The 26,556-nt window shown below is 56.6% G+C and carries 26 protein-coding genes; 13 read left to right on the forward strand and 13 right to left on the reverse strand.

Annotated features, from left to right (window positions below; translation table 11 throughout):
• Positions 1–414 precede the first annotated feature (414 nt).
• The 4 genes from pgaA to pgaD are packed head-to-tail and all read left to right on the forward strand — an operon-like array spanning position 415 to position 6,554.
• Positions 415–2,853: a poly-beta-1,6 N-acetyl-D-glucosamine export porin PgaA gene (gene pgaA, locus ACOTZC_RS10565; RefSeq protein WP_348595185.1), complete on the forward strand. Its 2,439-nt coding sequence runs from the start codon at positions 415–417 to the stop codon at positions 2,851–2,853.
• An 8-nt stretch (positions 2,854–2,861) separates the two neighbouring features.
• Positions 2,862–4,799, forward strand: coding sequence for a poly-beta-1,6-N-acetyl-D-glucosamine N-deacetylase PgaB (pgaB, locus tag ACOTZC_RS10570; RefSeq protein WP_064791152.1), 1,938 nt, complete (start codon positions 2,862–2,864; stop codon positions 4,797–4,799).
• The gene (gene pgaC, locus ACOTZC_RS10575) at positions 4,792–6,120 is read left to right on the forward strand and encodes a poly-beta-1,6-N-acetyl-D-glucosamine synthase (protein ID WP_421635759.1); all 1,329 of its coding nucleotides are present in this window, start codon (positions 4,792–4,794) and stop codon (positions 6,118–6,120) included. Before pgaB ends, pgaC begins: the two co-directional genes overlap by 8 nt.
• Positions 6,120–6,554 (forward strand): poly-beta-1,6-N-acetyl-D-glucosamine biosynthesis protein PgaD, encoded by a 435-nt coding sequence (pgaD, locus tag ACOTZC_RS10580; RefSeq protein WP_023309156.1) that lies wholly within the window; start codon positions 6,120–6,122, stop codon positions 6,552–6,554. The genes pgaC and pgaD overlap by 1 nt, the downstream gene beginning before the upstream one ends.
• Positions 6,555–6,730: 176 nt before the next feature.
• Here pgaD and gss read toward each other — a convergent pair whose 3' ends face one another.
• From gss to ACOTZC_RS10610, 6 genes are all read right to left on the reverse strand, one after another.
• Entirely contained in the window at positions 6,731–8,596 is a 1,866-nt protein-coding gene (gene gss, locus ACOTZC_RS10585) for a bifunctional glutathionylspermidine amidase/synthase (protein WP_163354178.1), read from the reverse strand.
• Positions 8,597–8,706: 110 nt separating this feature from the next.
• Positions 8,707–9,684 carry an ABC transporter ATP-binding protein gene (locus ACOTZC_RS10590; RefSeq protein ID WP_045403957.1) on the reverse strand — a complete coding sequence of 326 codons (978 nt, stop codon included), beginning with the start codon at positions 9,682–9,684 and terminating at the stop codon, positions 8,707–8,709.
• Positions 9,681–10,658, reverse strand: a complete 978-nt coding sequence (locus ACOTZC_RS10595; RefSeq protein ID WP_047173590.1) for an ABC transporter ATP-binding protein — start codon at positions 10,656–10,658, stop codon at positions 9,681–9,683. The genes ACOTZC_RS10590 and ACOTZC_RS10595 overlap by 4 nt, the downstream gene beginning before the upstream one ends.
• Positions 10,651–11,496: an ABC transporter permease gene (locus ACOTZC_RS10600; protein WP_023294546.1), complete on the reverse strand. Its 846-nt coding sequence runs from the start codon at positions 11,494–11,496 to the stop codon at positions 10,651–10,653. Before ACOTZC_RS10600 ends, ACOTZC_RS10595 begins: the two co-directional genes overlap by 8 nt.
• 5 nt (positions 11,497–11,501) lie before the next feature.
• Positions 11,502–12,455 (reverse strand): ABC transporter permease, encoded by a 954-nt coding sequence (locus ACOTZC_RS10605; protein WP_080337259.1) that lies wholly within the window; start codon positions 12,453–12,455, stop codon positions 11,502–11,504.
• A gap of 45 nt (positions 12,456–12,500) precedes the next feature.
• Complete coding sequence (locus ACOTZC_RS10610; protein WP_126303089.1) at positions 12,501–14,090, reverse strand: ABC transporter substrate-binding protein; 1,590 nt, start codon at positions 14,088–14,090, stop codon at positions 12,501–12,503.
• Positions 14,091–14,335: 245 nt separating this feature from the next.
• On the opposite strand from ACOTZC_RS10610, the gene yghU reads away from it, so the two are divergent.
• The 4 genes from yghU to ACOTZC_RS10630 all read left to right on the forward strand — a co-directional run bounded on the left by yghU (position 14,336) and on the right by ACOTZC_RS10630 (position 16,584).
• Positions 14,336–15,202 (forward strand): glutathione-dependent disulfide-bond oxidoreductase, encoded by an 867-nt coding sequence (yghU, locus tag ACOTZC_RS10615; protein WP_045403966.1) that lies wholly within the window; start codon positions 14,336–14,338, stop codon positions 15,200–15,202.
• A 160-nt stretch (positions 15,203–15,362) separates the two neighbouring features.
• Complete coding sequence (locus ACOTZC_RS10620; protein WP_029740720.1) at positions 15,363–15,695, forward strand: hypothetical protein; 333 nt, start codon at positions 15,363–15,365, stop codon at positions 15,693–15,695.
• A 193-nt stretch (positions 15,696–15,888) separates the two neighbouring features.
• Complete coding sequence (locus tag ACOTZC_RS10625; protein ID WP_033146641.1) at positions 15,889–16,221, forward strand: type II toxin-antitoxin system RelE/ParE family toxin; 333 nt, start codon at positions 15,889–15,891, stop codon at positions 16,219–16,221.
• A gap of 12 nt (positions 16,222–16,233) precedes the next feature.
• Positions 16,234–16,584 (forward strand): DNA-binding protein, encoded by a 351-nt coding sequence (locus tag ACOTZC_RS10630; protein ID WP_045403969.1) that lies wholly within the window; start codon positions 16,234–16,236, stop codon positions 16,582–16,584.
• Between the two features lie 98 nt (positions 16,585–16,682).
• Here the strand turns inward: ACOTZC_RS10630 and ACOTZC_RS10635 are convergent, their stop codons facing one another.
• Complete coding sequence (locus ACOTZC_RS10635) at positions 16,683–16,937, reverse strand: hypothetical protein (RefSeq protein ID WP_333033080.1); 255 nt, start codon at positions 16,935–16,937, stop codon at positions 16,683–16,685.
• Between the two features lie 127 nt (positions 16,938–17,064).
• Positions 17,065–18,612 carry a methyl-accepting chemotaxis protein gene (locus ACOTZC_RS10640; protein WP_421635760.1) on the reverse strand — a complete coding sequence of 516 codons (1,548 nt, stop codon included), beginning with the start codon at positions 18,610–18,612 and terminating at the stop codon, positions 17,065–17,067.
• A 230-nt stretch (positions 18,613–18,842) separates the two neighbouring features.
• On the opposite strand from ACOTZC_RS10640, the gene ACOTZC_RS10645 reads away from it, so the two are divergent.
• On the forward strand, positions 18,843–19,883 hold the full coding sequence (locus ACOTZC_RS10645; protein WP_045356042.1) for an aldo/keto reductase: 1,041 nt from the start codon (positions 18,843–18,845) through the stop codon (positions 19,881–19,883).
• A 124-nt stretch (positions 19,884–20,007) separates the two neighbouring features.
• On the opposite strand, the gene ACOTZC_RS10650 is transcribed toward ACOTZC_RS10645, so the two are convergent.
• On the reverse strand, positions 20,008–20,496 hold the full coding sequence (locus tag ACOTZC_RS10650) for a TIGR00645 family protein (RefSeq protein WP_248162689.1): 489 nt from the start codon (positions 20,494–20,496) through the stop codon (positions 20,008–20,010).
• 81 nt (positions 20,497–20,577) lie between these two features.
• Positions 20,578–21,081, reverse strand: coding sequence for an ESA_00282 family adhesion-associated protein (locus ACOTZC_RS10655; RefSeq protein WP_023309170.1), 504 nt, complete (start codon positions 21,079–21,081; stop codon positions 20,578–20,580).
• 103 nt (positions 21,082–21,184) lie between these two features.
• On the opposite strand from ACOTZC_RS10655, the gene ACOTZC_RS10660 reads away from it, so the two are divergent.
• Complete coding sequence (locus ACOTZC_RS10660; RefSeq protein ID WP_023309171.1) at positions 21,185–21,589, forward strand: hypothetical protein; 405 nt, start codon at positions 21,185–21,187, stop codon at positions 21,587–21,589.
• A gap of 1 nt (position 21,590) precedes the next feature.
• Positions 21,591–22,040 carry a cytoplasmic protein gene (locus tag ACOTZC_RS10665; protein WP_248162687.1) on the forward strand — a complete coding sequence of 150 codons (450 nt, stop codon included), beginning with the start codon at positions 21,591–21,593 and terminating at the stop codon, positions 22,038–22,040.
• A gap of 42 nt (positions 22,041–22,082) precedes the next feature.
• Here the strand turns inward: ACOTZC_RS10665 and exbD are convergent, their stop codons facing one another.
• Both exbD and exbB read right to left on the reverse strand, forming a co-directional pair.
• Positions 22,083–22,508, reverse strand: coding sequence for a TonB system transport protein ExbD (gene exbD, locus ACOTZC_RS10670; protein WP_023309173.1), 426 nt, complete (start codon positions 22,506–22,508; stop codon positions 22,083–22,085).
• Between the two features lie 4 nt (positions 22,509–22,512).
• On the reverse strand, positions 22,513–23,244 hold the full coding sequence (gene exbB / locus ACOTZC_RS10675) for a tol-pal system-associated acyl-CoA thioesterase (protein ID WP_248162686.1): 732 nt from the start codon (positions 23,242–23,244) through the stop codon (positions 22,513–22,515).
• Positions 23,245–23,495: 251 nt separating this feature from the next.
• On the opposite strand from exbB, the gene metC reads away from it, so the two are divergent.
• Complete coding sequence (gene metC, locus ACOTZC_RS10680) at positions 23,496–24,683, forward strand: cystathionine beta-lyase (RefSeq protein ID WP_047173597.1); 1,188 nt, start codon at positions 23,496–23,498, stop codon at positions 24,681–24,683.
• Positions 24,684–24,826: 143 nt separating this feature from the next.
• Positions 24,827–25,486: a DedA family general envelope maintenance protein YghB gene (gene yghB / locus ACOTZC_RS10685; protein WP_023309176.1), complete on the forward strand. Its 660-nt coding sequence runs from the start codon at positions 24,827–24,829 to the stop codon at positions 25,484–25,486.
• 43 nt (positions 25,487–25,529) lie between these two features.
• Here yghB and ACOTZC_RS10690 read toward each other — a convergent pair whose 3' ends face one another.
• The gene (locus tag ACOTZC_RS10690; protein ID WP_023309177.1) at positions 25,530–26,429 is read right to left on the reverse strand and encodes an AraC family transcriptional regulator; all 900 of its coding nucleotides are present in this window, start codon (positions 26,427–26,429) and stop codon (positions 25,530–25,532) included.
• Positions 26,430–26,556: the final 127 nt, after the last annotated feature.

Genomic DNA, 26,556 nt, shown 5'->3' on the forward strand with positions numbered 1-26,556 from the left:
AAACATTAAGAGTTTTTGTCATGAAACTTCCCAAACATGCACCAGAAAGTACTTTAATTGAGGCAGGCAAACCCCATTAAAAATATATACAATGCTGTCACAATAAAAATAAAACACAGTAATTTCAATGAGTTAAAAATAAACACCTAATTCAATAAAAACGTCACAAAGCGCTCAATCCAGAATTATCTCAAAACGACACACCGGCTTTTCAACATATTTATCCGGCAACATATCAGGTGTACATTAGCTTTCACCCAGTCCACTAAGATAAGGATCCATAATTACCTTTAGGTAAGTACCCCGTAACATCACTGCATTCAGATTTAATGTTCTCATTTATGGCCTTTAACCCTGAGTTTAAAGGCGGCCGTGTTATGCAATGGATTCATGATAAACAAATGGCAAATAGATATGGAAAGTTCACTTCGCTTCAATACGTTATTCTTTTATCGCACCCCAACATTATTGTTTCTGTTATTCCTCTTTCCTGTTCTGGCTCAGGCGACTGAATCCGTTTATGAGCAACAGATTCAACAGGCGCGTAACGGTAATTACACGCCGTTTCTCGATTATCTTCAGCGTTATCAGCAGCAGCATGCCCTGACGCCTGAACAAGTTGCGGACTGGTTACAGGTTGCAGCCTGGGCGGGTCATGATAACGAGGTTATTCAGGTCTGGCAGCGTTACGGCATTTATATGCCGCTGCCCGCCCGCGGCGTTGCTGCCGTCGCGCAGTCCAGGCGAAATCAAAAAACGTGGCAGCCGGCCCTGGCGCTCTGGAAAGAGGCGCATAGCCTTGCGCCGGATAACGATGATTATCGTATCGGCTATATCAAAACCCTGGCCGATGCCCGCATGGATACGCTTGCCCTGCAGGAAGCCCGACGGCTGGTAGCGGAAAATCCCTCTCAGGCGCATCTCCAGACGCTCTCGTATGTCTGGTTACGCCAGGGAAAAAGCTGGGATCGGCTTCTGGCAGACACCCGCGCGCTGAATGTCGCACCTGAGAATAAAGCGCTCCTCAGCGAGCTGATCGACGCGCTAACGGATAGCCGGGTGAACACCCCCGCGCTCCAGCTTTCACAAAGCGTAACGCTGTCCCCCGCGGAGCGTCGCCGTCTTGAGCGTAATGCCGCTGCAGAACGGGTTCGCCTTGCCGATGTGCCTGGCAGAACAGAAAAGGAGCGCCTGCAGCTTGCGCAAACCGCGCTGAATCGTTACGACGCTCTGCTTGCTCGCTGGCAAAAAGAGCCACAGGCGGCGGAAGACGTCGTCCTTGCTCGTATCGACAGGCTTGGCGCGCTGTACGCCCATGCTGATTACCCACGGGTGATTAGCGAATATCAGGATCTTACGGCAGCCCAGCATCCGGTGCCGGACTGGGCAATCGGCTGGGTCATCTCCGCGTATCTGCAGGAGCAAAACGCTGCCGCCGCCTTCTCGCTTCTGCAACGCTATCCGCAATACGCTTCCGACCCGCAGGACGAGGAGCACGCGCTTTTCTACGCCTGGCTGGATACGGGACAGTATCAGTCCGCCCGCCAGTACGTAGAGCGCCAGACCCACAACGTCCCATGGACCCGCTACGATTTCGGCTCCCCAACCCCTCAGCCGAACGACCGATGGCTTACCGGACAGTCGCTCCGCTTTAACTATTTGCTGGCGACGAATGCCCTGCCGGAAGCCGAAAAGCTGGCGCACCGTCTGGCGACAACGGCGCCGGGCAATCAGGGATTACAGATTGACTACGCCACCCTGCTTCAGGCGCGGGGCCTGCCGCGCGCGGCCGAGCAAAAGCTGAAAAAAGCGGAGGCGCTGGAGCCGTCCAACACAGAGCTAGAGCAACAGCAGGCTTACGTCGCGATGGATCTGCAGGAGTGGCGACAGATGGATTTACTGGCCGACGACGTGCTGGCTCGCGCGCCCGCCGACCGCAGCGCCAGGCGTCTCGACAGGCTCAGAACGGTCCACCACATGTCCGAACTGCGCCTCAACGCGAGCAAGGGTTTGCACTCCGATAGCCCCGTCAGCGGGACACACGACCTGAGCTGGGACGCCACGCTCTATGGCCCACCCGTAGCGGACAGCTGGCGGCTGTTTGCAGGCACCCGCTACGCGCAGAGTAATTTCGATGAGGGCAAAGGCACCAGCCGTCACCTTTTGGGCGGCGTCGAGTGGCGACCACGCGACCTCCAGCTCGAAGCCGAGCTTTCCAGCAACCGCTATCACGGCGAAAACAAGCCGGGCGCTCGCCTCGCAACAACATACTTTGTGACTGATAGCTGGCAGGTCAGCGGCAGCCTTGAACGCCTGTCGCGCACCACGCCCCTTCGGGCGTTACGCAACGGAATTAGCGCCAACCGGGGTGAAGGCGGGGTGCGCTGGTATCAAAACGAGCGGCGTGAGTACCAGTTCAGCGCCGCCCTCAGCCGCTTCTCCGACCATAACCGTCGCCAGGAATACACCCTCACGGGCAAGGAGCGTCTCTGGCAGACCCCGTCCCTGACGCTGGATCTCGAACCGGGGATCGCCGCCAGTAAAAACAGCCTGCGCGACACGCTCTACTACAACCCGGCGCGGGATCTGTCCGTGACGGCTGCCCTGGCAGTTGACCATGAGATGGTCCGCCATTACGACACCCTCTGGAGCCAGCAGTTTGTGGCGGGAGGCGGCAGCTACTGGCAGAAAAATCAGTCCGCTGGCGCCATCGCCCTGCTGGGTTACGGACAGCGCGTCCAGTGGAACAACGTCATTGATACCGGCGTGATGATGAACTGGGATAAACGCCCTTACGACGGCAAACGCGAGAGCAATCTCTCCGTCACGTTTGACGCGACTTTACGCTTTTAAGGATGAATATGCTGAACACACGTTTTTCCGTGAGCCTGATACTCCTCGGCTGGCTCTGCCTCAGCGCGAGCGTCTGCGCGCAGGCGATCTCGTTCATTGCGCCCAAAGATCGGCCGCAGCTGGAGGCGAGTAAACCCTGGCCGGAGAACCAGTTTCTGGTCCTGGCCTACCACGACGTTGAAGACGATGCCGCCGATCAACGCTATCTCTCCGTTCGCACCAGCGCGTTAAACGAGCAGATAAGCTGGCTTCTGCACAACGGCTATCACGCCATCAGCGTGCAGGACATTCTTGACGCGCATGACGGGAAAAAAACGCTGCCGCCAAAAGCCGTTCTGCTCAGCTTTGACGACGGCTACAGCAGCTTTTACACCCGCGTCTGGCCGCTGCTTCAGGCATGGAACGTTCCTGCGCTGTGGGCGCCGGTGGGCAGCTGGGTGGACACGCCGGCAAATCAAAAAGTTAACTTCGGCGGCCTGATGACGCCCCGGGATCGCTTCGCGACGTGGGACATGGTGCGCGAGCTCAGCCGGTCCCCGCTGATTGAGATCGGATCGCACACCTGGGCCTCGCATTACGGTATTCCGGCCAACCCGCAGGGCAGCCGCGAGCCGGCCATCGCCAACCGCTTTTATGATAAAGCCACGGGCCGCTATGAAACCGACCAGCAGTTCAGCCAGCGGATCGGCGATGACGTTCGTAAAGTGACTGAAAAAATCACGCAGGTGACGGGCAAAGCGCCGCGCGCCTGGGTCTGGCCCTACGGCGCCGCCAGCGGTACGTCGCTCGCTATCGCCAGACAGCAGGGTTACCGGCTGGCCTTCACCCTTGAGGACGGGCTGGGGAACGTGCAGGATCTGGGCAACATCCCTCGCCTGCTGATCGCCGGAAATCCCTCGCTCAAGGCGTTTGCCAGCACGGTCAGTCAGGTTCAGGAGCGCGATCCCGTGCGCGTCATGCACGTCGATCTCGACTACGTTTACGATCCCGATCCTGCCCAGCAGACCCAAAACATCAACAGGCTGATCCAGCGGGTCTATGACATGAAGATCAGCCATGTTTTCCTGCAGGCGTTTGCCGACCCGCAGGGCGACGGCAGGATCAAGGCGCTCTATTTCCCCAACCGTCGTCTGCCGGTCCGGGCAGATCTTTTTAATTTTGTCTCCTGGCAGCTGCAAACCCGCGCGGGCGTGAAAGTCTTCGCGTGGATGCCGGTGCTCTCGTTCGATCTCAATCCTTCCCTGCCGCGCGTGCAGCGCCGGGATCGTCAAACCGGCAAGCTGCGCGAAGCCACCGAGCCCTATATCCGGCTCTCCCCGTGGGACCCGCAGGTGCGCCAGCAGGTGACGGACATCTATGAAGATCTGGCCCGCTATGCCAGCTTCAACGGGATTTTGTTCCATGATGATGCGGCGCTGACGGACGTGGACGATGCCGGTCAGAACACCACGCGTCAGAAAAGCCAGACGCTTATCGGGTTTACCCACGCCCTGAGCCTGGCGGTGAAGCATATCCGTGGCCCGCAGATAAAAACCGCCCGCAATATGTTCGCCTTACCCATTCTGCAGCCCGAAAGCGAAGCGTGGTTCGCGCAGAATCTTGATGATTTTCTGGCGGAGTATGACTGGACGGTACCGATGGCCATGCCGCTGATGGAGTCCGTCCCGGCAGACGAGAGCGATGTCTGGCTGACGCGTCTGGTTAAAGCGGTCGCCGCACGCCCCGGCGCGCTCGATAAAACGATTTTCGAGCTGCAGGCCAGGGACTGGGACCAGAAACCGCAGCGCGCCGTTGCCGATAGCCAGCTTGCGCAGTGGATGCGCGTGCTCCAGCTGAACGGCGTCAAAAACTACGGTTACTACCCCGACGACTTCCTCAACAACCAACCTGATATCTCGCGCATCAGGCCTGAATTTTCTTCGTACTGGTACCCTGACAATGACTGATCGCATTATCGCCTTCTCTATTTTATGTCTGGTATTCGGGTTGCCGTTAGGCGTGGCCGCCCTCTTTACCGGCGAACTGATTCTGGATTTTGTGTTCTTCTGGCCGCTGTTCATGTCGGTGCTCTGGATAACCGGCGGCCTCTATTTCTGGTATCAGCTTGAACGCCACTGGTCGTGGGATAAAGACACGCCCGCCCCGACGCTCGCGGGTGAGCCGCTCATCTCCATTCTTATCCCCTGCTTCAACGAGGGACGAAATGCCCTGGAGACCATCAGCGCCGCGCTGGATCAGCGGTATGAAAATATAGAAGTTATTGCCATCAACGACGGATCTTCTGACAACACCGCGCAGGTGCTGCAGGAGCTGGCGCTGGAACAGCCGCGCCTGCGGGTGATTAACCTCGCGGCAAACCAGGGGAAAGCGCTGGCGCTCAAGGCCGGGGCGGCGGCGGCCCGGGGCGATCTGCTGGTCTGCATTGACGGCGACGCCCTGCTTGACCGCGATACCGCCGCTTATCTGGTGGCCCCGCTGATTCAGTACCCCCACGTCGGGGCGGTTACCGGCAATCCGCGCATTCGCACGCGCTCCACGCTGATTGGCCGCATTCAGGTGGGCGAGTTCTCATCCATCATTGGGCTCATCAAGCGGACGCAGCGGATCTATGGCCGGGTCTTTACCGTCTCCGGCGTCATCGCCGCATTTCGCCGACAGGCGCTGGCAGACGTCGGGTACTGGAGCCCGGACATGATCACCGAAGACATTGACATCAGCTGGAAGCTTCAGCTGCGCCACTGGGATATCTTTTTTGAGCCGCGGGCGCTGTGCTGGATCCTGATGCCGGAGACGCTGAGGGGCCTGTGGAAACAGCGCCTGCGCTGGGCCCAGGGGGGCGCGGAGGTGTTTCTGGTCAACCTGCGCAGGATTGTGCGCTGGGAGCATCACCGCATGTGGCCGCTGTTTCTGGAGTACGCCCTGTCAACGCTGTGGGCCTTCGCATATGCGATGACGGTGCTGCTGTTCCTCCTCAGCCATGTCGCGCCTGTTCCCGCCAGGCTGACCGTGGAGAGCCTTTTTCCACCGGAGTTTACCGGGCTGCTGCTGGGCGTGATGTGCCTGCTGCAGTTCCTGGTCAGCTTGTACATCGAGCGGCGGTACGAACGAAAAGTGGCCAGCTCGCTTTTCTGGGTGATCTGGTTCCCGATGGTGTACTGGATGATTGGCCTGTTCACCACCCTCGTCGCATTTCCAAAAGTCATGCTTAAACGCCAGCGCGCCCGCGCGCGCTGGATCAGTCCGGACCGGGGAAAAGGGAGCATTTAATGAACGAAAATACCTTAATTTTGACCGAGCATCGGCTCTTGCCGCGTCTTTTCGATGCCGCGCTGACGCTGGTGGCATGGGGAGGATTTCTGTTTTTCCTGTATGCCCGGCTGTGGATGCAGCTAACCGATGAGAGCGACCACCGCTGGAGCGTGATTATTGCGTCCTTTAATACGGTGTTGCTCTACCTGCTGTTCGCCGCGCTCAACGGCTGGCTGCTGATTTTGTGGTATCAGTACAACCGCCGCCGCGCCCATGTGAGGCGGCGTCAGCCAGGCTATTTTCACCAGGAAGAGCTGGCCCGCAGCTTTAATGTTTCACCGCAGATCATCTCCGAGATGAGCCAGTACAACCTGCTGACGGTGTATCACGATCAGATTGGCCGCATCATCGATCTGAAGATCAGCGAGCAGCAGGAAGAGGAAGAGCAGTAACGTAAAGCCCCCGCAGGAGACCCTGCGGGCTGAGGGAACCACAGTATTTTGTAGCAAGGAACATAACGTGACCTGAGCCGTATGTTCCCCCTCACCCCAGCCCTCTCCCTCAAGGGAGAGGGGGCCGTCCGTGCAGGCAATATTTTTAGGCAACCCTCAACCCAGCGGAGAGATTTTTATAGCGAGTCCTTCACCACAATCAACGGCTCGATATCGCTCTCTTTCTTCACCACCAGCGAGTCATCGCCGCGCAAACAGGTTCCGCCGTAGTTCCCGCCCACGGTGAAGGTGCAGACCTGTATGTACTTGCCGTCGACCTTCGGCAGGCACCACAGCTGCTGGTAGATATTCTTGCGGTCAACAAACTTGCCGCTGGATTTATCCAGCAGTTCGTCCTGAGCGCTGATGAGATCGATATTGCTGCCGCAGCGTCCGGCAATCGGCTTCACGGCATAGCCGGTCTGCTTCAGCAGATCGTTAACCTCAAAATCGGTGTCGAGCAGGTAACGGTGGTTCGGGAACAGCTGCCACAGTACCGGGAGAATCGCCTTGTTGCCGGGAATAACGGTCCACAGCGGTTCGAAGACCAGCACTTCCGGGCGCAGCAGGACGTCAATCAGGCGCACCTCGCCCTCGGGATGCCCGGTGCGGATCGGCACGGCGGCATATTCGGTTTCGCTGACCTCGCGGATCTGCTCAATCGCCGTTTCCCACGCCCAGGTTTTCCACACGCAGTTGACGTGGCGGCCTTCGTCGTCGATCAGCTGTCCGGCGGCATCCCAGCTGAGCGCCTCCAGCCCGTGCAGGATTTTGGTCTCGAACCCGGCCTGCATCAGCGAACGCTGAATAAAGAGCGCGTGATAGTCCTCTTCGACATCGTTGTCCTGCATGATGTGGACGAACGGCCGCGCGTGGCTGTGCTTCCATGCCCCGGTCAGCTCTTCCAGCAGCCCTTCCGCCGGGTTATGCCCGTTGCCGCGATAGCCGTTTTTCACCCACTCTTCGAGAATCAGCCCGCCCTCGGTATGGCAGGAGGCGGAGTCAGCGTTGTACTCATAAACCTTAATGCCGCGCTCATCCATGCAGAAATCCATACGACCGGTGATCATATGGTGGCGACGCCACTGCCAGGAGAGGCGCAGGCGCGGCCAGAGGATTTTCGGGATGTCGAAAAGCGCCAGCAGGCTGTCGTCTTTCAGCACCTTGTCCGTCGCGTGCAGGTACATCAGGTGCAGTTCGTTGGTGGCCTTGATCAGCTCCTGCTCGGCGCTTTCGGTAATGGTGAAGTACTGGCAGGGATCTTTGTTGATCACATGGCCGTTGGCGCGGATATACGCCTGCTGTAGCGCGTCATTTTCGTTAAGCCATTTTCCGTCGAACTGACGTTTGTTTTTCAGCCGCGCGCCGCTGATTTTCAGCAGTTCGCCGTCGATTTCCGGCTGGGGAATGCTGTGTTCCGCGTCGTCGGTCTGGATCATCCAGCCGAGGATCTCCGTGTCGTTGAAGGTGTCATGGATGGTATAACACCCGTTCTCCACGCTCAGACGCAGCTCGCGCGTCCACTGCTGCCCGAGCGGCAGCGGGGAGTGAATGACGTTCTGCTCCGCAATACGCACCCTATCGTCGAGAAGCTGGGTGATCACCGCCACGTGGCCGGTTTCGTGAAATTCGCCGCCCTTTTGCCAGATCAGCAGCGCTCCGGCGCGCGGCGCGCGTTTCGAACCATTGGCAAAGGCCTGAAGGGGCAGAATGTTATCGTTCACCACCTGACGCAAAAAGCGCAGGGAGAAGATTTCCCACGCCATGCCGACGTCGGTAAACACAAAGCCATAGTTGAGAAACAGGAAACGGCGGGCAAACTCAACGCACTGCCACTTGTGGCCCATGTATTCGTTGCCGATATAGCTGCGAAAATCTGCGTCCTGCGGGTAGCTTCGAGGGTCCAGACTGCCGTAATTTGAAGAGTAAATCGCCACGCCACCGGGCGCATAGCCTAACAATGTCCCGAATGGCGCATCACTGCTTAACTTTCCTTTATGCATGTATCCAACCTAAAACAGGCAGCCGGCAATTTTTTATGGGTTGTCGTCGTCTGCACGTTGTAATTAACCTGACAGAGGGACATTTATCATACACCCGCGCAGCGCATTAACTACATGTTAAACAGCCAGCACGCCGCGAAATGCCCTGGCGCGATCTCCTGCATGGCAGGCTCCTGCGTCTGGCACACCGGCATGGCGTGCGGGCAGCGGCTGCAGAACTTACAGCCCGGCAGCGCGGACGTGGGGCCTGGAACGTCGCCGCGCAGGGTGGCGTCTTCGAGGTTGCGGATGCGCGGATCGGGCTGGGGAACCGCCGCCAGCAGCGCGCGGGTGTAAGGGTGCGCCGGACGCTGATACAGTTCATTCGCCGGGGCCACCTCCACCAGTTTGCCAAGATACATCACCCCAATGCGGCTGGAGATATGCCGCACCATGGACAGATCGTGGGCGATGAACAGATAGGTTAGCCCCAGCTCCTGCTGCAGATCCTGCAGAATATTCACCACCTGTGCCTGCACCGAGACGTCCAGCGCCGAGAGCGGCTCATCGCACAGCACGAATTCAGGATGCACGGACAACGCGCGGGCAATACTGATGCGCTGACGCTGCCCGCCGCTGAACTCATGCGGGAACCGTTCAAGGTGCTCGTGCTTCAGCCCCACCCTGTAGAGCAGCGTTTCCGTCCGTTCCCGCTGTTCTTCGCGGCTGTAGCCGTGGATCTGCATCGGCTCGGCCACCAGCTGTCGCACCGTCATACCGGGGTTGAGCGAGGAGTAAGGATCCTGAAAAATCGCCTGCATCCGCTTACGCAGCGGCTTGAGTTCTTTTTCGCGGGCGTGGGCAATCGCCTGCCCGGCGAAGTGGATCTCGCCTGAGGTGATATCGAACAGGCGCAGGATGGCGCGCCCGAGGGTGGATTTTCCGCAGCCGGACTCCCCCACCAGGCCAAACGTCTCGCCGGGCTGGATATCAAAGCTCACGCCGTCAACCGCCTTCACGGCCGCGCCTTTACGCAGCAAACCGCCGTTGAGAGGATAGTGTTTGCGCAGCTCGCGCACGCTCACTAATGGCGCCTGTTGTTCATTCATGCCTGAATCTCCTTGTCGGCCCATAGCCAGCAGGCGGCGCGATGGCCCTCTCCGGCGGCGTAAAATGCAGGCTGTCGTTCACACTGGGGCATGCGCTTCGGACAGCGCTCCGCGAACGGACAGCCCGGCGGCGGGTTAAGCAGGCCGGGCGGTGAACCTTCAATAGGCGATAGACGCTGATTCACCTCCTCCGGGCGCGGCAGCGAGGCCAGCAGCCCCTGGGTGTAAGGATGCGCAGGGCGATAAAAAATGTCCTCCACGCTGCCCTCCTCCATCACTAGCCCGCCGTACATCACCACCACGCGGCTGCAGACCTGCGCCACCACGCCGAGATCGTGGGTGATCAGCAAAATCGCGGTCCGGGTCTGCTGTTGCAGACTTTTCAGCAGGCGCAGGATCTGCGCCTGAATGGTAACGTCCAGCGCGGTGGTCGGTTCATCGGCAATAAGAAGCTTCGGGTTGCAGGAGAGCGCAATGGCGATCATTACCCGCTGGCGCATGCCGCCGCTGAACTCGTGAGGAAACTGGTCGTATCGCCGTTCCGCCCCGGCAATGCCCACCTTTTCCAGCATGGCGATGGCCGCCGCTTTGGCCGCTTTTTTGGTCAACCCTTTGTTGCGCATCAGGATCTCAGCCATCTGCTTGCCGATGGTCAGCACCGGGTTCAGGGCGGTCATCGGATCCTGAAAAATCATCGCGATCTCGTTGCCGCGAATGGCGCGCATCTGCGCGGGCGTTTTCTGCGCCAGATCCTCATTCTGGAAGCGGATGCTGCCGCCGGTTATCCGTCCGTTGCTCCCCAGAAGCTGGATAATCGACTTGCAGGTGACGCTTTTCCCGCAGCCCGATTCGCCGACGATGCCGACAACTTCCCCCGGCTTAACCTGAAAGCTCACGCCGCGCACCGCGTGAACCTCGCCCTCGCGGGTGCGGAACGTGGTTTGCAGGTTCTCAAGCGCTAATAAGTTACTCATCGCGATTCGCTCCCGGCTCAAAGGCGGTACGGAACACATCGCCCAGCACGTTAAAGCTGAACACCGTCAGCAGGATCAGAATGCCGGGGAACATCGCCAGCCACGACGCTTCGCCAATATAAGACTGGGCGTTGTTAAGCATGCTTCCCCACGACGCCGCTGGCGCCTGCACGCCCAGCCCTAAGAAGCTGAGCGTTGACTCCATCAGAATGGCCGAGGCGATATTGAGCGTGGCCGCCACGATAATGGTCGGCAGCACGCCGGGAATGATGTGGCGCACGATGATGCGCAGCGGATGCTCTCCCGACGCGCGGGCATAAAGCACGTACTCGCGCTCTTTCACCGACAGGGTTTCAGCACGCACCAGACGCGACATGTTCATCCACGTCAGCAGGCTGATAATCAGAATGATGTTATCCACGCCCGGCTTGAGGTAAGCATTCACTACCAGCAGCAGGAAGAAGGCCGGAATGGCCATCAGGATATCCACGGCGCGCATCATCAGGTTATCCAGCCAGCCGCCAAAATAGCCGCTCACCGTTCCCACCACCGTGCCGATAAGCGTGGAAAAGAGCATGGCGAGAAAACCGACCATCAGGGAGATCTGGCCGCCATACAGCGCGCGGGTGAAGTAGTCGCGGCCGTATTCGTCGGTGCCAAACCAGTGCGCGGCATCCGGCGGCAACGTGCGCGCGCCGAGCGCCATCCGATCCGGGTCGTACGGGCTTAAGCCGGCACAGAGCGCGGCGACAACGAAAATAAAAAGCACAAACAGAGAGAACTGCGCCGGACGGTTGCGGCGCAGCTGGTGACGAACCTGCTGCCAGCGTCTGCTCATCCGGGTTACCTCAGCGTACGAATGCGGGGATCGGCGAAGCGATAAAGCACGTCGGCGATCAGGTTTCCGACGATCAGCATCATCGACGAGAGCATGATGATCGCCATAATCAGCGGGTAATCCAGCGAGGCGATCGACTGGATCCCGAGCAGCCCCATCCCCGGCCAGGAGAAGACGCTTTCCGTCACATAGGCCCCCACAATCAGCTCTCCGAACGACAGGCCGAACAGGGTAATCACCGGCAGCAGCACGTTTTTCAGCACGTGCCGAAACAGAATACTGGAGCGCGTCGCGCCGTAGGCAAGCTGGGTTTGCACGTAGTCGGCCGAGAGCTGCGAGATGGTGTTGGAGCGGATGTAGCGCACGTAGCTGGAGAGGTTGTAGAACGTGAGGGCAATACACGGCAGCACGCCGTGACGCAGCAGATCCAGCCCGTTATCCTCCATGCCGATGGTGCGCATTCCCATGCTGGGGAACCAGTTAAGCTGCACGGAAAAAACGGTGATGAGCAGGATGCCGAACCAGAATATCGGAACAGAAATGCCGATATAGGCGAATAAATTGAGCAGATAATCCAGCCAGCGGTGCTTAAATGCCCCCGCCAGCAGCCCCAGCGGGATCGCCAGCACGATCGCCATCAGCAGCGACGCGCCCATCAGCCCCAGCGTGGCCGGAATACGTTCGCCAATCATCTCCAGCACTGGGCGGTGATAAATCAGCGAATAGCCGAGATCGCCCTGCAGGACGTTTTTCAGCCACAGGACGTACTGCGTGACCAGCGGCTTATCCAGCCCCAGGCTCTGGCGAATACGCTCGATGTCTTCCGGGGCCATACGCGGCGTAATGTACGCCGCCACCGGATCGCCAGGCGCGAGCTTGACCAGCAGAAACGCCACCAGTGAAATAAAAAACAGCATCGGCAGCAGCTGCAGCAGCCGACGCGTGAGGAGTGTGTTCACGACGTGCCCTTTCAAAAGCCCCGACCTGACGGCCGGGGCAATCACTTATTTCTGATAGATTTTTGACAGATCCTGGAACAGATAGACCGGTTTCGGCTCCGCTTCCTCGGTGCCGCCAAAACGCTTGTCCACCGCGACGGTCGCATTGGTGTAGGCGATCGGGTAGTACGTCATGTCGTTCGCCACGGTCTGCTGAATTTGCTTATAGATATCGGCCCGTTTCGCGGCGTCGGTTTCCACTGCGCCTTTATCCCACAGGGCATCAAACTGCGGATTTTTGTAGTGCGCGTAGTTATAGGCTTCGTTGCTCATGAACAGCGATTTGTAACCGTCCGGCTCGGAGCCCATGATGTAGCCGCCCAGGTTTAGCTCCCACGCGGTGTTGTTCATATCGAGGCTGCGCTGAGACATGGCGTTGGAGTCCAGCGGCATCAGCTCCACGTTCACCCCAATGCCCTTCAGCGCCTGCTGAATGTAGAGCGCCATGCTCTCCTGGGTTTTGTTGGTGTTCACATACGCCAGGCGCAGCTTGAGGTTGTCCGGCGCGCCGGACGTCTTCAGCAGGTCTTTGGCTTTTTGCAGATCGAACTTGTACTGCTCGACGTCATCCGTCTTGTAAAGCGTATCTGGCGTCAGGAACGAGGTCGCCGGTTTAGCGTAGTCCAGCGAGGTAAACGCGGTCTGAGTGAGCTCGTCCTTGTTGATGGCATACGCGATGGCCTGGCGCAGCGCTTTGCTCTTCATCACCGGCACGTTCTGGTTGAACGTCATATAGGCCAGACGGCCTTCCGGATAGACCACGAAGTCAAACTTACCGGTATTTTTCAGGCGGTTCACATCCTGCGGGTCAACCATCTTGAGGTTGATTTCCCCGTTTTGCAGCGCAAGGTTGGCGGCGTTGCTGTCTTTGGCGAAACGGTAGGTGACCGAATCAAGCTTCGCTTTGCCGTTCCAGTAATCGTCAAAACGGGTCAGGGCGTAATACTGCCCGGCGCGATACTCTTTGAATTTGAACGGCCCGGAGCCTACCGGCGCATCGTTTTTGCTGCTCTTTTCAAGGTCGCCTTCACCGGCGAACACGTGCTGCGGAATCGGGTAGATCTGTACCAGGGTGCCGGTAAAGGCCGCGCTGACCTGCGGTAGGGTGAACTTAACGGTACGGTCGTCAACCTTACTCACCTCAACAGGCTTGTCGCCGTAGGTGAACATGCTGCGGAAGAAGCTGTGCTGTTTGGCATCCAGCAGCTTGTTGAAGGTGAAGACCACGTCATCCGCCGTCAGCGGCTGGCCGTCCTGCCATTTCAGGTTGGGTTTTAACGTCAGGGTATAGCTCAGGTTGTCGGCGGAAGGCGTCAGGCTTTCCGCCAGGCCCCACTCAATGTTGCCGTTATTAAAGCTGTACAGCGGGGCATAGAGCGCCTGCATGATCGTTAACGTCGTACGGTCACTGGCATAGAGCGGATTAACGGCTAACGGGTCGCCGGAGGTAATTCCAATAATTAGCGAACCGCCCTCTTTTGGCGCGTCGTTTTTTGCCGCTGAGGGCGTATTTGTCTCTTTATTTTTCGCATCATCACAGCCCGCCAGGGCTAACGCGAGCGAAACCACCACTGCCGATAACAGAAGCTTGCGCATCTCACTAACTCCTTGCCTTATAAAGTGTTTATTACTGCATCTTTTATTTATGTTGAAGCATCATATTCAGCTTTATCGGTTTACGCATTAATTATGAAAATGCGATTTTCGATTAAGCTTATGTCGGATTTGTTATATATAAGCGCCAGAAGGAATAGCGGTTAATTGATTGCGCTCGCAACGTTAAACACCTCACAAATCTCCTGCTACACTGCCTCAACACATCACTCAAAAGGCAGGCCAACATGTCAGACAACACGTATCAGCCACCAAAAGTGTGGGAATGGAAAAAGAACGGCGGCGGCGCGTTCGCCAATATTAACCGCCCGATTTCCGGCGCGACCCATGAGAAAGATCTGCCCGTGGGCTCCCACCCGCTGCAGCTTTATTCTCTCGGGACACCGAACGGTCAGAAAGTGACGATCATGCTCGAAGAGCTGCTGGCGCTGGGCGTGACGGGCGCGGAGTATGACGCATGGTTGATCCGCATCGGCGAGGGCGATCAGTTCTCCAGCGGGTTTGTTGAGGTGAACCCGAACTCGAAAATACCGGCGCTGCGTGACCACTCCACGAACCCGCCAACCCGTGTCTTTGAATCCGGCAATATCCTGCTCTACCTGGCAGAGAAATTCGGCCACTTCCTGCCGAAAGATCCGGCGGGGCGCACCGAGACGCTGAACTGGCTGTTCTGGCTGCAGGGCGCGGCGCCGTTCCTCGGCGGCGGTTTTGGCCACTTCTACAACTACGCGCCGGTAAAAATTGAGTACGCAATTGACCGCTTTACCATGGAAGCCAAACGCCTGTTCGACGTGCTGGATAAACAGCTGGCGCGCGGTCGCTACGTGGCGGGTGAGGAGTACACCATCGCGGATATGGCAATCTGGCCATGGTTCGGCTGCGTGGCGCTGGGCAGCGTGTACAACGCCGCCGAGTTCCTGGATGCAGAGAAGTACACCAACGTCCAGCGCTGGGCGAAAGACGTGGCGAATCGCCATGCCGTTAAGCGCGGACGCATCGTTAACCGCACCAGCGGCGAGCTGAACGAGCAGCTCCACGAGCGCCATGCGGCGAGCGACTTCGAGACCAATACGGAAGATAAGCGTCAGGCGTAATGTTCCGCCGGGCGGATCCCCGCCCGGCAGCTGAGATCCTTGCCCAGGGCATGATTAGCTTAAAGGTTGAACCGGTATTGCTGGCACTATCTGGACGTTTTTCTCGCGTCAGAGAGTGAGAAATGACGTATCAACCGACAGCAGTCACAAAGGATCTGTTATGAAACTTATTAAAACAACGCTGGTTATCAGCGCCCTCATTTTCTCCACCTCGGGAATGGCCATCGATAAAACTGCAGCTGGCGCGGTAGCAGGCGCGGCGATTGGCGCGGCCACTGGCAAAGATCTGAAATCGACCGTTGGCGGCGCCGTTGTTGGCGCAGGCACGGGTGCTATGTTCAAAAACGGCGGCAAAGGTAAAGCCGCGCGTAAAGGCGGTGCGGTAGGTGCTGCCGTGGGCGCAGGTGCCGCGGCGGTGACCGGCAAGAGCGTGCTGAAAGGTGCAGCCGTTGGTGCGGGCACGGGCGCGCTGATTGGTGAAGCGACGCACTGATAAATACAGCCGGGCAGCGCTCTGCGAGCCCGGCCTCGTTGTTATGCAGTAATCCCTCCGCACAAGGTCTCACATTTTTGCGATCCGCTTTCAGAAATCACATCTTCCCCACTGCCACAACCCTGTGAACAGTTGCCTGTCGTAGCCTGAAGATTACAATGCAGTTGCTTATCGTAAACTACAGGCTACAATAATGGCTAAGGTCAAACACTACATCACAGCAGACGGGTACGACCCTTTTGATGCATATCTGAGAAGTGTGAAAGATCCCATAGCTAAAGCCATGATTGCTACACGTGTCGCCAGAATGTCTACGGGTAACTATGGTGATTGCAAGCCATGCAGAGAGAGCGTTTCAGAACTCAGGATTGACCAGGGGCCAGGTTACCGCGTCTATTTCAGCGAAGTCTTCGATCCGGCAGATGGCGCAGTGAGTCTGGTGCTATTGACTGGAACGAAAAAAAAGCAAAATGCAGATATTGACAGGGCCGTTGAGTATCTCAACGACTACAAGCGCAGGATATAAGAGGAAATCGGAATGGCTAAATCAGTACTTCATGATGACGCAATGGTACAGCTCCTGAAAGATTCTCCGGATTTCGCGCCCGTATATCTTCATCAGGCTTTTATTGAAATTGACGAGCCCGGAGGCTATGAGGCGTTCATGCTGGCTTTACGACATGTGATTGAAGCCTCTGGCGGGATGACCGTCATTGCTAAACGTGCAGGCATTTCTCGCGAATCACTCTATAAATCACTTTCACCAAACGGTAACCCTTCATTTAAGCGTATTGCGGAAGTGGCATCCGCAACGGGATATCCGATTTCCCGAATTGCAGCTGCAGGGTTAAACGTACCAGCGTGGGACGCACGTCAAAATACGCCCTAAAGTTCTAGCCGGGCGAAGCATCAATGACGATCGTCATACTGAAACACTACTGGAAATGGCGGTAAGAGACATGCCTGCATGCCGCCTCACCTGTTGCATTAATACTTAATGTCCCGCGCTTTTTGTCTTCCGGACTGTTTCATCTGACGCTTGTCCTGACGGCAGTCGTGATTGCTCTGGTTATTGTTCGCCACGCAGGTCTGCTTCACCTGCCGCGACGCGTCGCGGGTGTCCTGCCTGACATCACGCGCCACGCGCCGCTCCTGCGCCTGCTGGGTCGCACTGGCAGAAACCGAGAACAGCATCAGAAGAATGCAAGAAAGGACAGGAATGACAGATAACGATCTGTTCATAGCAACACCTCGAAGAAGAGAGCCCAGAACGTCAGTGGGGTTAGCAAAAGAATAGCAGTTTCAGAAGGGGCTGAATGGGGAAGGCGTTAATAATACAAGGCCGCACAAGGCGGCCTTATACGCTGCGTTATGCCGTCAGGCGGAACTTCTGCACAGAGCGCTGAAGATCTTCGGTTTGGCGCTCCAGCGCCGCCGCCGCGGCAGAAACCTCTTCAACCAGCGAGGCGTTTTGCTGGGTAACGCCGTCCATCTGGGTAATGGCAATCCCGACCTGCGAAATGCCCTTGCTTTGCTCCTCAGAGGCGGAAGCGATTTGCTTCATGATGGTTGTCACTTCCGTCACGTCGCGCAAAATCGCATCCATGGTGGTGCCGGTGTCGCTCACCAGCTGTGCCCCCTGCTCTACGCGGGAAACGGAATCGGTAATCAGCCCTTCAATCTCTTTGGCCGCGTTGGCGCTGCGGCTTGCCAGGTTGCGCACTTCGCCTGCCACCACCGCGAAACCACGCCCCTGTTCACCCGCGCGCGCCGCTTCAACCGCCGCATTGAGTGCCAGAATATTGGTCTGGAAGGCAATGCTGTTGATCACGTTGGTGATTTCAGCAATTTTCTTCGAGCTTTCCGAAATACCGCTCATGGTGGTCACCACCTCTTCCACCAGCGAGCCGCCGCGGCTGGCGGTTGTTGAGGCCACATCGGCCAGCTGGCTGGCCTGACGCGCGCTTTCCGCGTTCAGTTTCACCGTGGCGGTCAGCTGTTCCATGCTGGCTGCCGTCTCTTCCAGCGCAGCCGCCTGCTCTTCGGTACGGGAAGAGAGGTCGTTGTTACCGCTGGAGATTTCCGTCGCGCCGCGCCAGATGTTTTCACTGCCGGAGCGAATCGTGCTGACCGCTTCGCGCAGGCTGTCCTGCATAGCGCTCAGCAGCGGCACCAGTTGCCCCACGCAGTTACGACCGAACGGCTCAATGGGCTGGCTGAGATCGCCCTGGGCAATCTGGCGGAACTGCTGGCGAATGCGAGCCAGCGGTTTGACCAGCATCGCCACCAGGTAACGGTCGGTGAAGAGCAGGATCAGCAGGCCGATAATCGTGGCGACGATAATCACCGTGCGGGTCATGCTTGTCAGACCGTCAACCACCACGCGGGTGCTGTCGAGCGACTTCGCGGCGGCATTGTTGAACTCCTCAGCGGCCGCGCCGAACGCGCGGCTCAGCGGCGGCGTGACGTTGTTGGCCTGCTGGCGATACCCCTCCAGAGCCCCCTGCTTCGCCTGCTGCATTTGCGGCGTTACGCCCTGTTCAAGCAGCGCCTGCCAGGTGCCAATCACCCTGGAAGAGATCTGCTCATCCATCGGGCCTGGGGAGATCGCCTTCATCTCGGCCAGTTTCTTGCCCATGTTATCCAGCGCCTGTTGGGCAGAGGACAGATCCGGCGTGCCGCCTGCGGCTTTGACTTCCATTGCGCGGCTCAGACGGGTCACAAAGCGGAAATATTGATCGTTACCCTGGCTGAGTACCGTCATCTGTTTAACCAGCTGGCGATCGACTTCGTTGCCATCTGAAACGCGAGAAAGGGACCAGGTGCTGTACAAGCCAACACCCGCCCACATTAAACAAAAGATCCCGAGAATCGTCAGCATGACGAAGCGGATCGTGAAATTACGGAGCATATTCATAAGTCTTCCTTGCCGTGAGGGTGAGTTCGCCCAGAGGCGAGTACTACTCTCGTTATCGGCAGGAAAAAGGGAAATTATAACGTTTTGTGATCATTTTTAATTAGCGTGGCTTCACTGGTCACACAGCAGTCGTTAATCATTAGGCCCGAGCTTAGGGATGTCATTTGCGATGTGGTAAGTTCAGATGAAAACGTTGTTTCGAAAAATTCATCAATAAGAAAGGAGACATCATGTCCTGGCACCCTTACCCTGGCCGCTATGAGAGTATGCAATATCGTTATTGCGGTAAAAGTGGCCTGCGCCTGCCCGCGCTGTCGCTGGGACTGTGGCATAGCTTCGGCCACGTCCAGCCTCTTGACGCCCAGCGCGCGCTGCTGCGAAAAGCCTTCGACCTCGGCATCACCCATTTCGATCTCGCCAATAACTATGGCCCGCCGCCGGGCAGCGCGGAGGAGAATTTCGGCCGCCTGCTGCGTGAGGACTTTGCCGCATACCGCGACGAGCTGATTATCTCCACCAAGGCGGGTTACGACATGTGGCCGGGGCCGTACGGTTCGGGCGGTTCACGCAAATATCTGCTCGCCAGCCTCGACCAGAGCCTGCAGCGTCTGGGCGTCGACTACGTGGATATTTTCTACTCCCACCGCGTGGATGAAAACACGCCGATGGAAGAGACAGCCTCCGCGCTGGCCCACGCCGTGCAGAGTGGGAAAGCGCTGTATGTCGGTATTTCCTCCTACTCGACCGATCGCACGCAGAAAATGGCCGAGCTGCTGCGCGAGTGGAAGATCCCGCTGCTGATCCACCAGCCGTCCTATAACCTGCTTAACCGCTGGGTCGATAAGACCGGCTTGCTGGATGCGCTGGAAGCAAACGGTACGGGCTGTATTGCCTTTACCCCGCTGGCGCAGGGGCTGCTGACCGGAAAATACCTGAACGGTATTCCTGAAGGTTCACGCATGCAGCGCGAAGGGAATAAAGCGCGCGGCCTGACGCAGAAGATGCTGACCGACGCCAACCTGAGCAGCCTTCGCCTGCTGAATGAGATGGCGCAGGCGCGCGGACAAACGATGGCGCAGATGGCGCTAAGCTGGCTGCTGAAAGATACGCGCGTGACGTCCGTGCTGATTGGCGCAAGCCGCCCGGAACAGCTGGAAGAGAATGTTCAGGCGCTGGAAAACCTGCGCTTTACGGAGGACGAACTCAAGCGGATTGACCAGCATGTTGCGGATGGGGAGTTGAATCTGTGGCAGGCGTCGTCGGATAAATAGTGCGGTCTGATGCCTTCCCCCCTCACCCTAACCCTCTCCGCAAAGGGGAGAGGGGACTGCTCAGTGCGGCTTTTCTCCCTCTCCCCTTTGGGGAGAGGGAGGGGTGAGGGGTATTAGATGTACTTTACTTCTTACTGATCTTATCCAGATACCCCATCACAAACGCAGACAGCACAAACGTCAGATGGATAATGACGTACCACATCAGTTTGTTATCCGGCACGTTCTTCGCGTCCATAAATACGCGTAGCAGGTGGATAGAAGAGATCGCCACAATCGACGCGGCCACTTTATTCTTCAGCGACGAGGCATCCATTTTGCCCAGCCAGCTGAGCTTCTCTTTACGCTCGTCGATATCGAGCTGGGAGACAAAATTCTCGTAGCCGGAGAACATCACCATCACCAGCAGCCCGCCCACCAGGGTCATATCCACCAGCGACAGCAGTACCAGAATCAAATCCGCTTCGGATATAGAAAAAATGTTCGGCAGAACATGCCAGATTTCCTGAAAGAACTTAATCGTCAGCGCGATAAGTGCCAGCGAGAGGCCAAAATAGACGGGGGCCAGTATCCAGCGAGAGGCGTACATGGCATTTTCAAAAAAGCGTTCCATAAAGTCCTGTTTGCAAAAGAAACCAGCGCCCAGTATATCTCAACGGCGCTGGCTGTTTGCAATAACTCAACGGTACGTCACTCAGACGTTGTCTGGGTTAACCTCGGGACGTGCGTACTCCGGCCAGACAAGCGCCACCAGTTCAGGATAGGCTTCCAGACTGAACTCGCGAAAACACTGGCGCAAATTTAATACGTCCAGATCGGAATAAGAGACCTTCTCGCCGTTAAGGCAGCGCTTTTTAATATTGTCATAATATTTATAGACTGCTGAATTCAGATCGCTACAGCGACGCTGCGCCTCAAACAGTCCGGGCGTATCATTAATTTCCGACATTTTCATGCGCTTAATTGTCGCGTGTAAAAAGTCGATATATTCGTGGTTCACCCGCCAGTACCAGACAGGCGTAACGGAGTTCATCAATACAGAGAAATGGTCTTCCCCTTCCTCTTTTGTCATCAGTTCAGGTTGCGGGGGTTCACTGGTGTCTTTCGACACTTTCGTTTTATTGAACTCCTGCATCAATAAAAGCACACCAGCGGTCAGTAATAGTAATGTGATGACCGTAAAAAAGATGCTGTTCATGGGTAGGCTCCATTTTTTTTGATTTTAAATTTGCCTCATGATATTGTCAACGAATCTCACGCCTTTACCAACCCCACCCTGTTGAAAATAAAGGAAATTAAAAATGCTGCCCGACTATCTCGTCCCGGCTAAGTACCACATTACGCCTGTGGAACAGCAACCGACGGAAGCAGAAAAAGAGGCCAGTTTCACTCAGGGGAAAAGAAAGCTCTCTGATTTCGAGCCCGATATATTAATTGGTGTTTCCCGAACTGGCAAATCCCGAAATATGTTGCTGGAAGAGCACGATCGCCATATAAAAGACCGCTTATTTCGCGCCATAAAAATTGAAGCCTTTGTCCACCTGCTGAATGACCTGCAGGCCGAGGGTGAAATAGATGCCCAGAAACTAAGTCAAATAATGGCCGAGAAAACCGAAGAAATTAATGAAGCGGGCAATGAAATTTGGCTTAATTTAATTACGCGCGAAAAAAACAACCCAATTTTTTATAGCCTGGGGGAAGATTAACGTGAAAGAAGTTAAAAACAACGACGTTTATTTGACTTTAGAAGATAAAAAAAGTGATGAATTTATCTTAAAGCAAAATCTCGACGCGCTGAGAAACACAAAAAATGACGAGATGACGCGTATTACACAAGACCTGGTATCGATCCCGGCGACGCTGGTTCGTCTGAAATGGCAGAATCGCCGTGAAATTTATCCGCTACAGGTCAAAGAAGAAATTTACGGTGCCGTGATGAACGCCGTCATAGAGCAGCGCCCCGAGCTGAAAGAGAAGCTTCTGGGACGTCTTGAGGCCAATTATCAGTATCTGCTTGCCAGAGAAATCGCCACCCTGCGTCTGACGCGCAAGCTGTCCGACGGTGAGTACCGTACCTCAAACGTCACCTGCGTGGCGCTTGATGAGGACGCGCTGGCAACCCCCTCTACCGCACCGACGGATAGCAAAAACGCATAAACCGGCAGGCATAAAAAAAGCCGGCTTTCGCCAGCTTCTTTATCACTTCGAGGCCGCTTTCTCTTCGCCGACCAGTCCAATCTTCAGGTAACCCGCCTGATGCAGCGTGTCCATTACCTTCATCATGGTTTCATAATCAACGGTTTTATCCGCACGGAAGAAGACCGTGGTGTCTTTCTTACCGCCCGTAAGCTGCTCCAGCGCCGGGATGACCGAGTCGGCCGTCACCGGGTCATTCCCGAGGAACATGGATTTATCCGCCTTCACCGACAGGTAGATAGGCTTCTCCGGGCGCGGCTGGGGCTGGCTGGAAGAGGCAGGCAGATTAACCTTCACATCCACCGTCGCCAGCGGCGCGGCCACCATGAAGATAATCAGCAGAACCAGCATGACGTCGATAAACGGCGTCACGTTGATTTCATGCATTTCGCCGTTATCGTCCAGATTTTCGTTTAGACGCATCGCCATACTCTTAACCTGCGCGCAGTTTAGACGCCGCGTGCACCGGCTTAACCGAGCTGGCGTTCAGGTCGAGATCGCGGCTTTGCAGCAGCAGAACCTGCGCGGCAACGTCACCCAGCGTGGCTTTGTAGCTGCCAATCATACGCGCGAAGATGTTGTAGATGACCACCGCCGGAATAGCGGCAACCAGACCGATTGCCGTCGCCAACAGCGCTTCTGCGATACCCGGCGCCACGACCGCCAGGTTGGTGGTTTGGGTCTGCGCGATACCGATAAAGCTGTTCATGATGCCCCAGACCGTTCCGAAAAGACCGATAAACGGTGAGATCGCGCCGATGGTCGCCAGATAACCATTGCCGCGTCCCATGTGTCGGCCAACGGCCGCAACGCGACGCTCCAGGCGGAAACCGGTACGTTCTTTGATGCCTTCGTTATCTTCACTGCCAGCGGAGAGTTCCAGCTCGTTCTGTGCTTCATTCACTAACAGGGTGGTCAGGCTTTTTGCGTGGAAGGATGAGCTCATATCTGCAGCCTGATCCAGAGAGCGGGCTTCTGCCAGCTGCTGCTGTTCCCGCTTAAGGCGGCGCTTCTGAGAAAGCAGCTCGGCGCTCTTGCTGAAGAAGATAGCCCAGGTGACAACGGACGCCAGAATCAGGCCGATCATCACAATCTTAACCACGATGTCAGCATGCTGATACATGCCCCAAACGGAGAGATCCGTCTGCATCAAATTATTACCCACTCTGTATCTCCAGGACGCAAATCACAAAATCTGAGCGTAATAATATCAAAACGTCGTCGAATTGATAGTAGTTCTCATTAGTATTTGCATGGTGCCGTAATTTTCGCTCACTTTCCTTGCGCTTACGCAGTAAAAATTTCTTATGCGAATTTTTGCTAATATTTTCTGCTTATTCGATAAGCCTCGGGGTGCAGTTTTTTCCAATCGTGGTAGTCTGGACGTCCAGACGTATAAAAACAGGGTTAGCGAACATGACAAAGAAGCATCTTGATACCACGCTGGTACAGGCAGGACGCAGCAAAAAATATACGCAGGGATCGGTCAACAGCGTGATTCAACGAGCCTCCTCGCTGGTGTTTGATACCGTTGAGGAGAAAAAAATTGCCACGCGCAACCGCGCGAAAGGCGGGTTGTTTTATGGCCGTCGCGGCACGCTAACCCATTTTTCGCTGCAGGAGGCGATGTGCGAGCTGGAAGGCGGCGCGGGCTGCGCGCTGTTCCCGTGCGGGGCGGCGGCGGTCGCCAACACCATTCTGGCGTTTGTGGAACAGGGCGACCATATCCTGATGACCAACACCGCCTATGAACCCAGCCAGGACTTCTGTACCAAAATCCTCAGCAAGCTCGGCGTAACGACCGGCTGGTTCGACCCGCTGATTGGCGAAGGCATTGCCGAACTTATTCAGCCAAACACGCGCATTGTGTTCCTGGAATCTCCGGGATCGCTCACCATGGAAGTTCACGACGTGCCGGCTATCGTGAAGGCCGTGCGCAGCAAAGCCCCAGAGGCGATCGTGATGATCGACAACACCTGGGCGGCGGGCGTGCTGTTTAAAGCGCTGGAATTCGACATTGATATCTCGATTCAGGCGGCGACGAAATACCTGATTGGCCACTCTGACGGCATGATTGGCACCGCGGTTTCCAACGCGCGCTGCTGGGATCAGCTGCGTGAAAATGCCTACCTGATGGGCCAGATGGTGGATGCAGATACGGCCTACATGACCAGCCGCGGACTCCGCACGCTGGGCGTTCGCCTGCGTCAGCACCATGAAAGCAGCCTGAAGGTGGCCGAATGGCTGGCGCAGCATCCGCAGGTTGAGCGCGTGAATCATCCCGCGCTACCGGGCAGTAAAGGCCACGAATTCTGGCAGCGTGACTTTACGGGCAGCAGCGGTTTGTTCTCATTCGTGCTGAAAAAACGATTGGATAACGACGAGCTGGCGAGCTATCTGGATAATTTTACCCTCTTCAGCATGGCCTACTCCTGGGGCGGTTTTGAATCCCTGATCCTGCCTAATCAGCCGGAACAGGTTGCGGCTCTTCGTCCCGGCGGTGAAGTGGACTTCAGCGGTACCCTGATTCGACTGCATATCGGTTTAGAAAACGTTGACGATCTGATTGCCGATTTAGCAGCAGGGTTCGAGCGTATCGTGTAGAGTGCTGGCTGAAAATGTACTCTCTGGACGCTTTTGTGGACACGGCAATGAGAAAAGTCTGCATGAGTTGCGCCCGGGATCAAACCCGACGGGCGAATAAGGGAGTACAATAGCGCTATATCTGCTGTTCCACAGGAAAGTCCATGGCTGTTATTCAAGATATTATCGCGGCGCTCTGGCAACACGACTTTGCCGCGCTGGCGGATCCTCACGTCGTCGGTATCGTTTACCTCGTGATGTTCGCAACACTGTTTCTGGAAAATGGATTACTGCCAGCCTCGTTTTTACCCGGTGACAGCCTGCTTTTACTTGCCGGGGCATTAATCGGGAAAGGCGTCATGGACTTCACGCCAACGATGGTTATTCTCACCTCTGCAGCCAGCCTGGGCTGCTGGCTGAGCTATCTGCAGGGCCGCTGGCTTGGGAATACCCGCGTCGTAAAAGGCTGGCTGGCGCAGTTACCGCATAAATATCATCAGCGTGCAACCTGCATGTTCGATCGCCACGGCCTGCTGGCCCTGCTGGCGGGGCGGTTCCTCGCGTTTGTTCGCACGCTTCTGCCTACGATGGCGGGCATTTCCGGTCTGTCAAACCGCCGATTCCAGTTCTTCAACTGGCTGAGCGCTCTGCTGTGGGTGGGTGTAGTCACCACGCTCGGCTATGCGCTGAATATGATCCCCTTTGTGAAACACCATGAAGATCAGGTGATGACCTTCCTGATGGTACTGCCGATGTTCCTGCTGGTGGCAGGACTGGTGGGAACCATCGCGGTGGTGATTAAGAAGAAGTACTGCAGCGCGTGATCCCCTCACCCTGACCCTCTCCCCATAGGGGAGAGGAAAAAGCTTAAGCTCCCTGCATGGTTCGGATGCGTGATGCATCTTCTCCCGGCGTGACGCCGAAATAGCGCTTAAACTCCCGACTGAACTGCGACGCGCTTTCGTAACCCACCCGCATTGCCGCCGCGCTGGCCTTCATGCCGTCGTGGATCATCAGCATCCGCGCCTTATGCAGCCGGTAGGTTTTAAGGTACTGCAGCGGCGAGGTGCTGGTCACCGACTTGAAGTTATGATGAAACGCCGAGACGCTCATGTTCGCTTCCGCCGCCAGCTGGTCGACGCTGAGGTTCTCCGTGTACTGGCTTTCAATGCGCTTGAGCACGCGGCTTATCAGGCTGAAGTGGGTCTGTCGGCTCACCAGAGCCAGTAATGCCCCGCCGCCCGGGCCCAGCAGCACATGGTAGAGAATTTCGCGGACGATCTGCTTGCCCAGAATACGCGCGTCCAGCGGCCTTTCCATCACGTCCAGCAGACGTTCAATGGCGCAGAGGATCTCTTCCGACAGCGTCGCCGAGTTAATCCCGCTCGACGCCATAGACGGCTGGAAGAACTCATCTTCGCCAATCTCCATCAGCAGCTCCTGCAGCTGAAGAATATCGACGTTGACGCGAATACCGGCCAGCGGAACGGCCTCTGTCGCGAAGGTTTCACATTCGAAGGGTAAAGGTACCGTCAGGAGCAGATATTCATTGGTGTCGTAGCGGAACACGCGCTCGTTGATATAGCCAATTTTATGGCCCGAGAAGAGAAAAACGATGCCCGGCTGGTACATGACCGGCGTGCGCGTCCCGGGCTGCGTGCCATAAAGCAGGCGAATGTCAGGAAGCAGATCGCTGACACCATTTTCTTTATCTATCAGTCTTTTAATCTGCGCAGTTAGCTGATGGCAGATCGCTTCACGGTTCATATTACGTTACTCCGGGTACGGTTTCCGACGTTGACAGTGTGCGTCGTTTTCCGCGCTTTCTCCAGCGCTCTGTAGAAATGGGCAAGACATCGGCAGGAATGTGCATTGAGAGGATAGCCCCAGACAG

The organism is Enterobacter cloacae complex sp. SHL009 (assembly GCF_049237205.1).
In the GTDB taxonomy this organism is placed as follows: Bacteria; Pseudomonadota; Gammaproteobacteria; order Enterobacterales; family Enterobacteriaceae; genus Enterobacter; species Enterobacter cloacae_M.

Excerpts from the sequence above, each read along its gene's own strand:
- pgaA (WP_348595185.1), top strand. The coding sequence starts at position 415 with ATGGAAAGTTCACTTCGCTTCAATACGTTATTCTTTTATCGCACCCCA.
- ACOTZC_RS10655 (WP_023309170.1), bottom strand. The coding sequence starts at position 21,081 with ATGAACAGCATCTTTTTTACGGTCATCACATTACTATTACTGACCGCT.
- ACOTZC_RS10690 (WP_023309177.1), bottom strand. The coding sequence starts at position 26,429 with ATGAACCGTGAAGCGATCTGCCATCAGCTAACTGCGCAGATTAAAAGA.
- pgaD (WP_023309156.1), top strand. The coding sequence starts at position 6,120 with ATGAACGAAAATACCTTAATTTTGACCGAGCATCGGCTCTTGCCGCGT.
- ACOTZC_RS10640 (WP_421635760.1), bottom strand. The coding sequence starts at position 18,612 with ATGAATATGCTCCGTAATTTCACGATCCGCTTCGTCATGCTGACGATT.
- ACOTZC_RS10590 (WP_045403957.1), bottom strand. The coding sequence starts at position 9,684 with ATGAATGAACAACAGGCGCCATTAGTGAGCGTGCGCGAGCTGCGCAAA.
- metC (WP_047173597.1), top strand. The coding sequence starts at position 23,496 with ATGACAAAGAAGCATCTTGATACCACGCTGGTACAGGCAGGACGCAGC.
- pgaC (WP_421635759.1), top strand. The coding sequence starts at position 4,792 with ATGACTGATCGCATTATCGCCTTCTCTATTTTATGTCTGGTATTCGGG.
- ACOTZC_RS10645 (WP_045356042.1), top strand. The coding sequence starts at position 18,843 with ATGTCCTGGCACCCTTACCCTGGCCGCTATGAGAGTATGCAATATCGT.
- ACOTZC_RS10620 (WP_029740720.1), top strand. The coding sequence starts at position 15,363 with ATGAAACTTATTAAAACAACGCTGGTTATCAGCGCCCTCATTTTCTCC.
- ACOTZC_RS10650 (WP_248162689.1), bottom strand. The coding sequence starts at position 20,496 with ATGGAACGCTTTTTTGAAAATGCCATGTACGCCTCTCGCTGGATACTG.
- yghU (WP_045403966.1), top strand. The coding sequence starts at position 14,336 with ATGTCAGACAACACGTATCAGCCACCAAAAGTGTGGGAATGGAAAAAG.
- ACOTZC_RS10635 (WP_333033080.1), bottom strand. The coding sequence starts at position 16,937 with ATGAACAGATCGTTATCTGTCATTCCTGTCCTTTCTTGCATTCTTCTG.
- ACOTZC_RS10595 (WP_047173590.1), bottom strand. The coding sequence starts at position 10,658 with ATGAGTAACTTATTAGCGCTTGAGAACCTGCAAACCACGTTCCGCACC.
- yghB (WP_023309176.1), top strand. The coding sequence starts at position 24,827 with ATGGCTGTTATTCAAGATATTATCGCGGCGCTCTGGCAACACGACTTT.
- exbD (WP_023309173.1), bottom strand. The coding sequence starts at position 22,508 with ATGGCGATGCGTCTAAACGAAAATCTGGACGATAACGGCGAAATGCAT.
- ACOTZC_RS10625 (WP_033146641.1), top strand. The coding sequence starts at position 15,889 with ATGGCTAAGGTCAAACACTACATCACAGCAGACGGGTACGACCCTTTT.
- ACOTZC_RS10610 (WP_126303089.1), bottom strand. The coding sequence starts at position 14,090 with ATGCGCAAGCTTCTGTTATCGGCAGTGGTGGTTTCGCTCGCGTTAGCC.
- ACOTZC_RS10630 (WP_045403969.1), top strand. The coding sequence starts at position 16,234 with ATGGCTAAATCAGTACTTCATGATGACGCAATGGTACAGCTCCTGAAA.
- pgaB (WP_064791152.1), top strand. The coding sequence starts at position 2,862 with ATGCTGAACACACGTTTTTCCGTGAGCCTGATACTCCTCGGCTGGCTC.
- ACOTZC_RS10600 (WP_023294546.1), bottom strand. The coding sequence starts at position 11,496 with ATGAGCAGACGCTGGCAGCAGGTTCGTCACCAGCTGCGCCGCAACCGT.
- ACOTZC_RS10660 (WP_023309171.1), top strand. The coding sequence starts at position 21,185 with ATGCTGCCCGACTATCTCGTCCCGGCTAAGTACCACATTACGCCTGTG.
- gss (WP_163354178.1), bottom strand. The coding sequence starts at position 8,596 with ATGCATAAAGGAAAGTTAAGCAGTGATGCGCCATTCGGGACATTGTTA.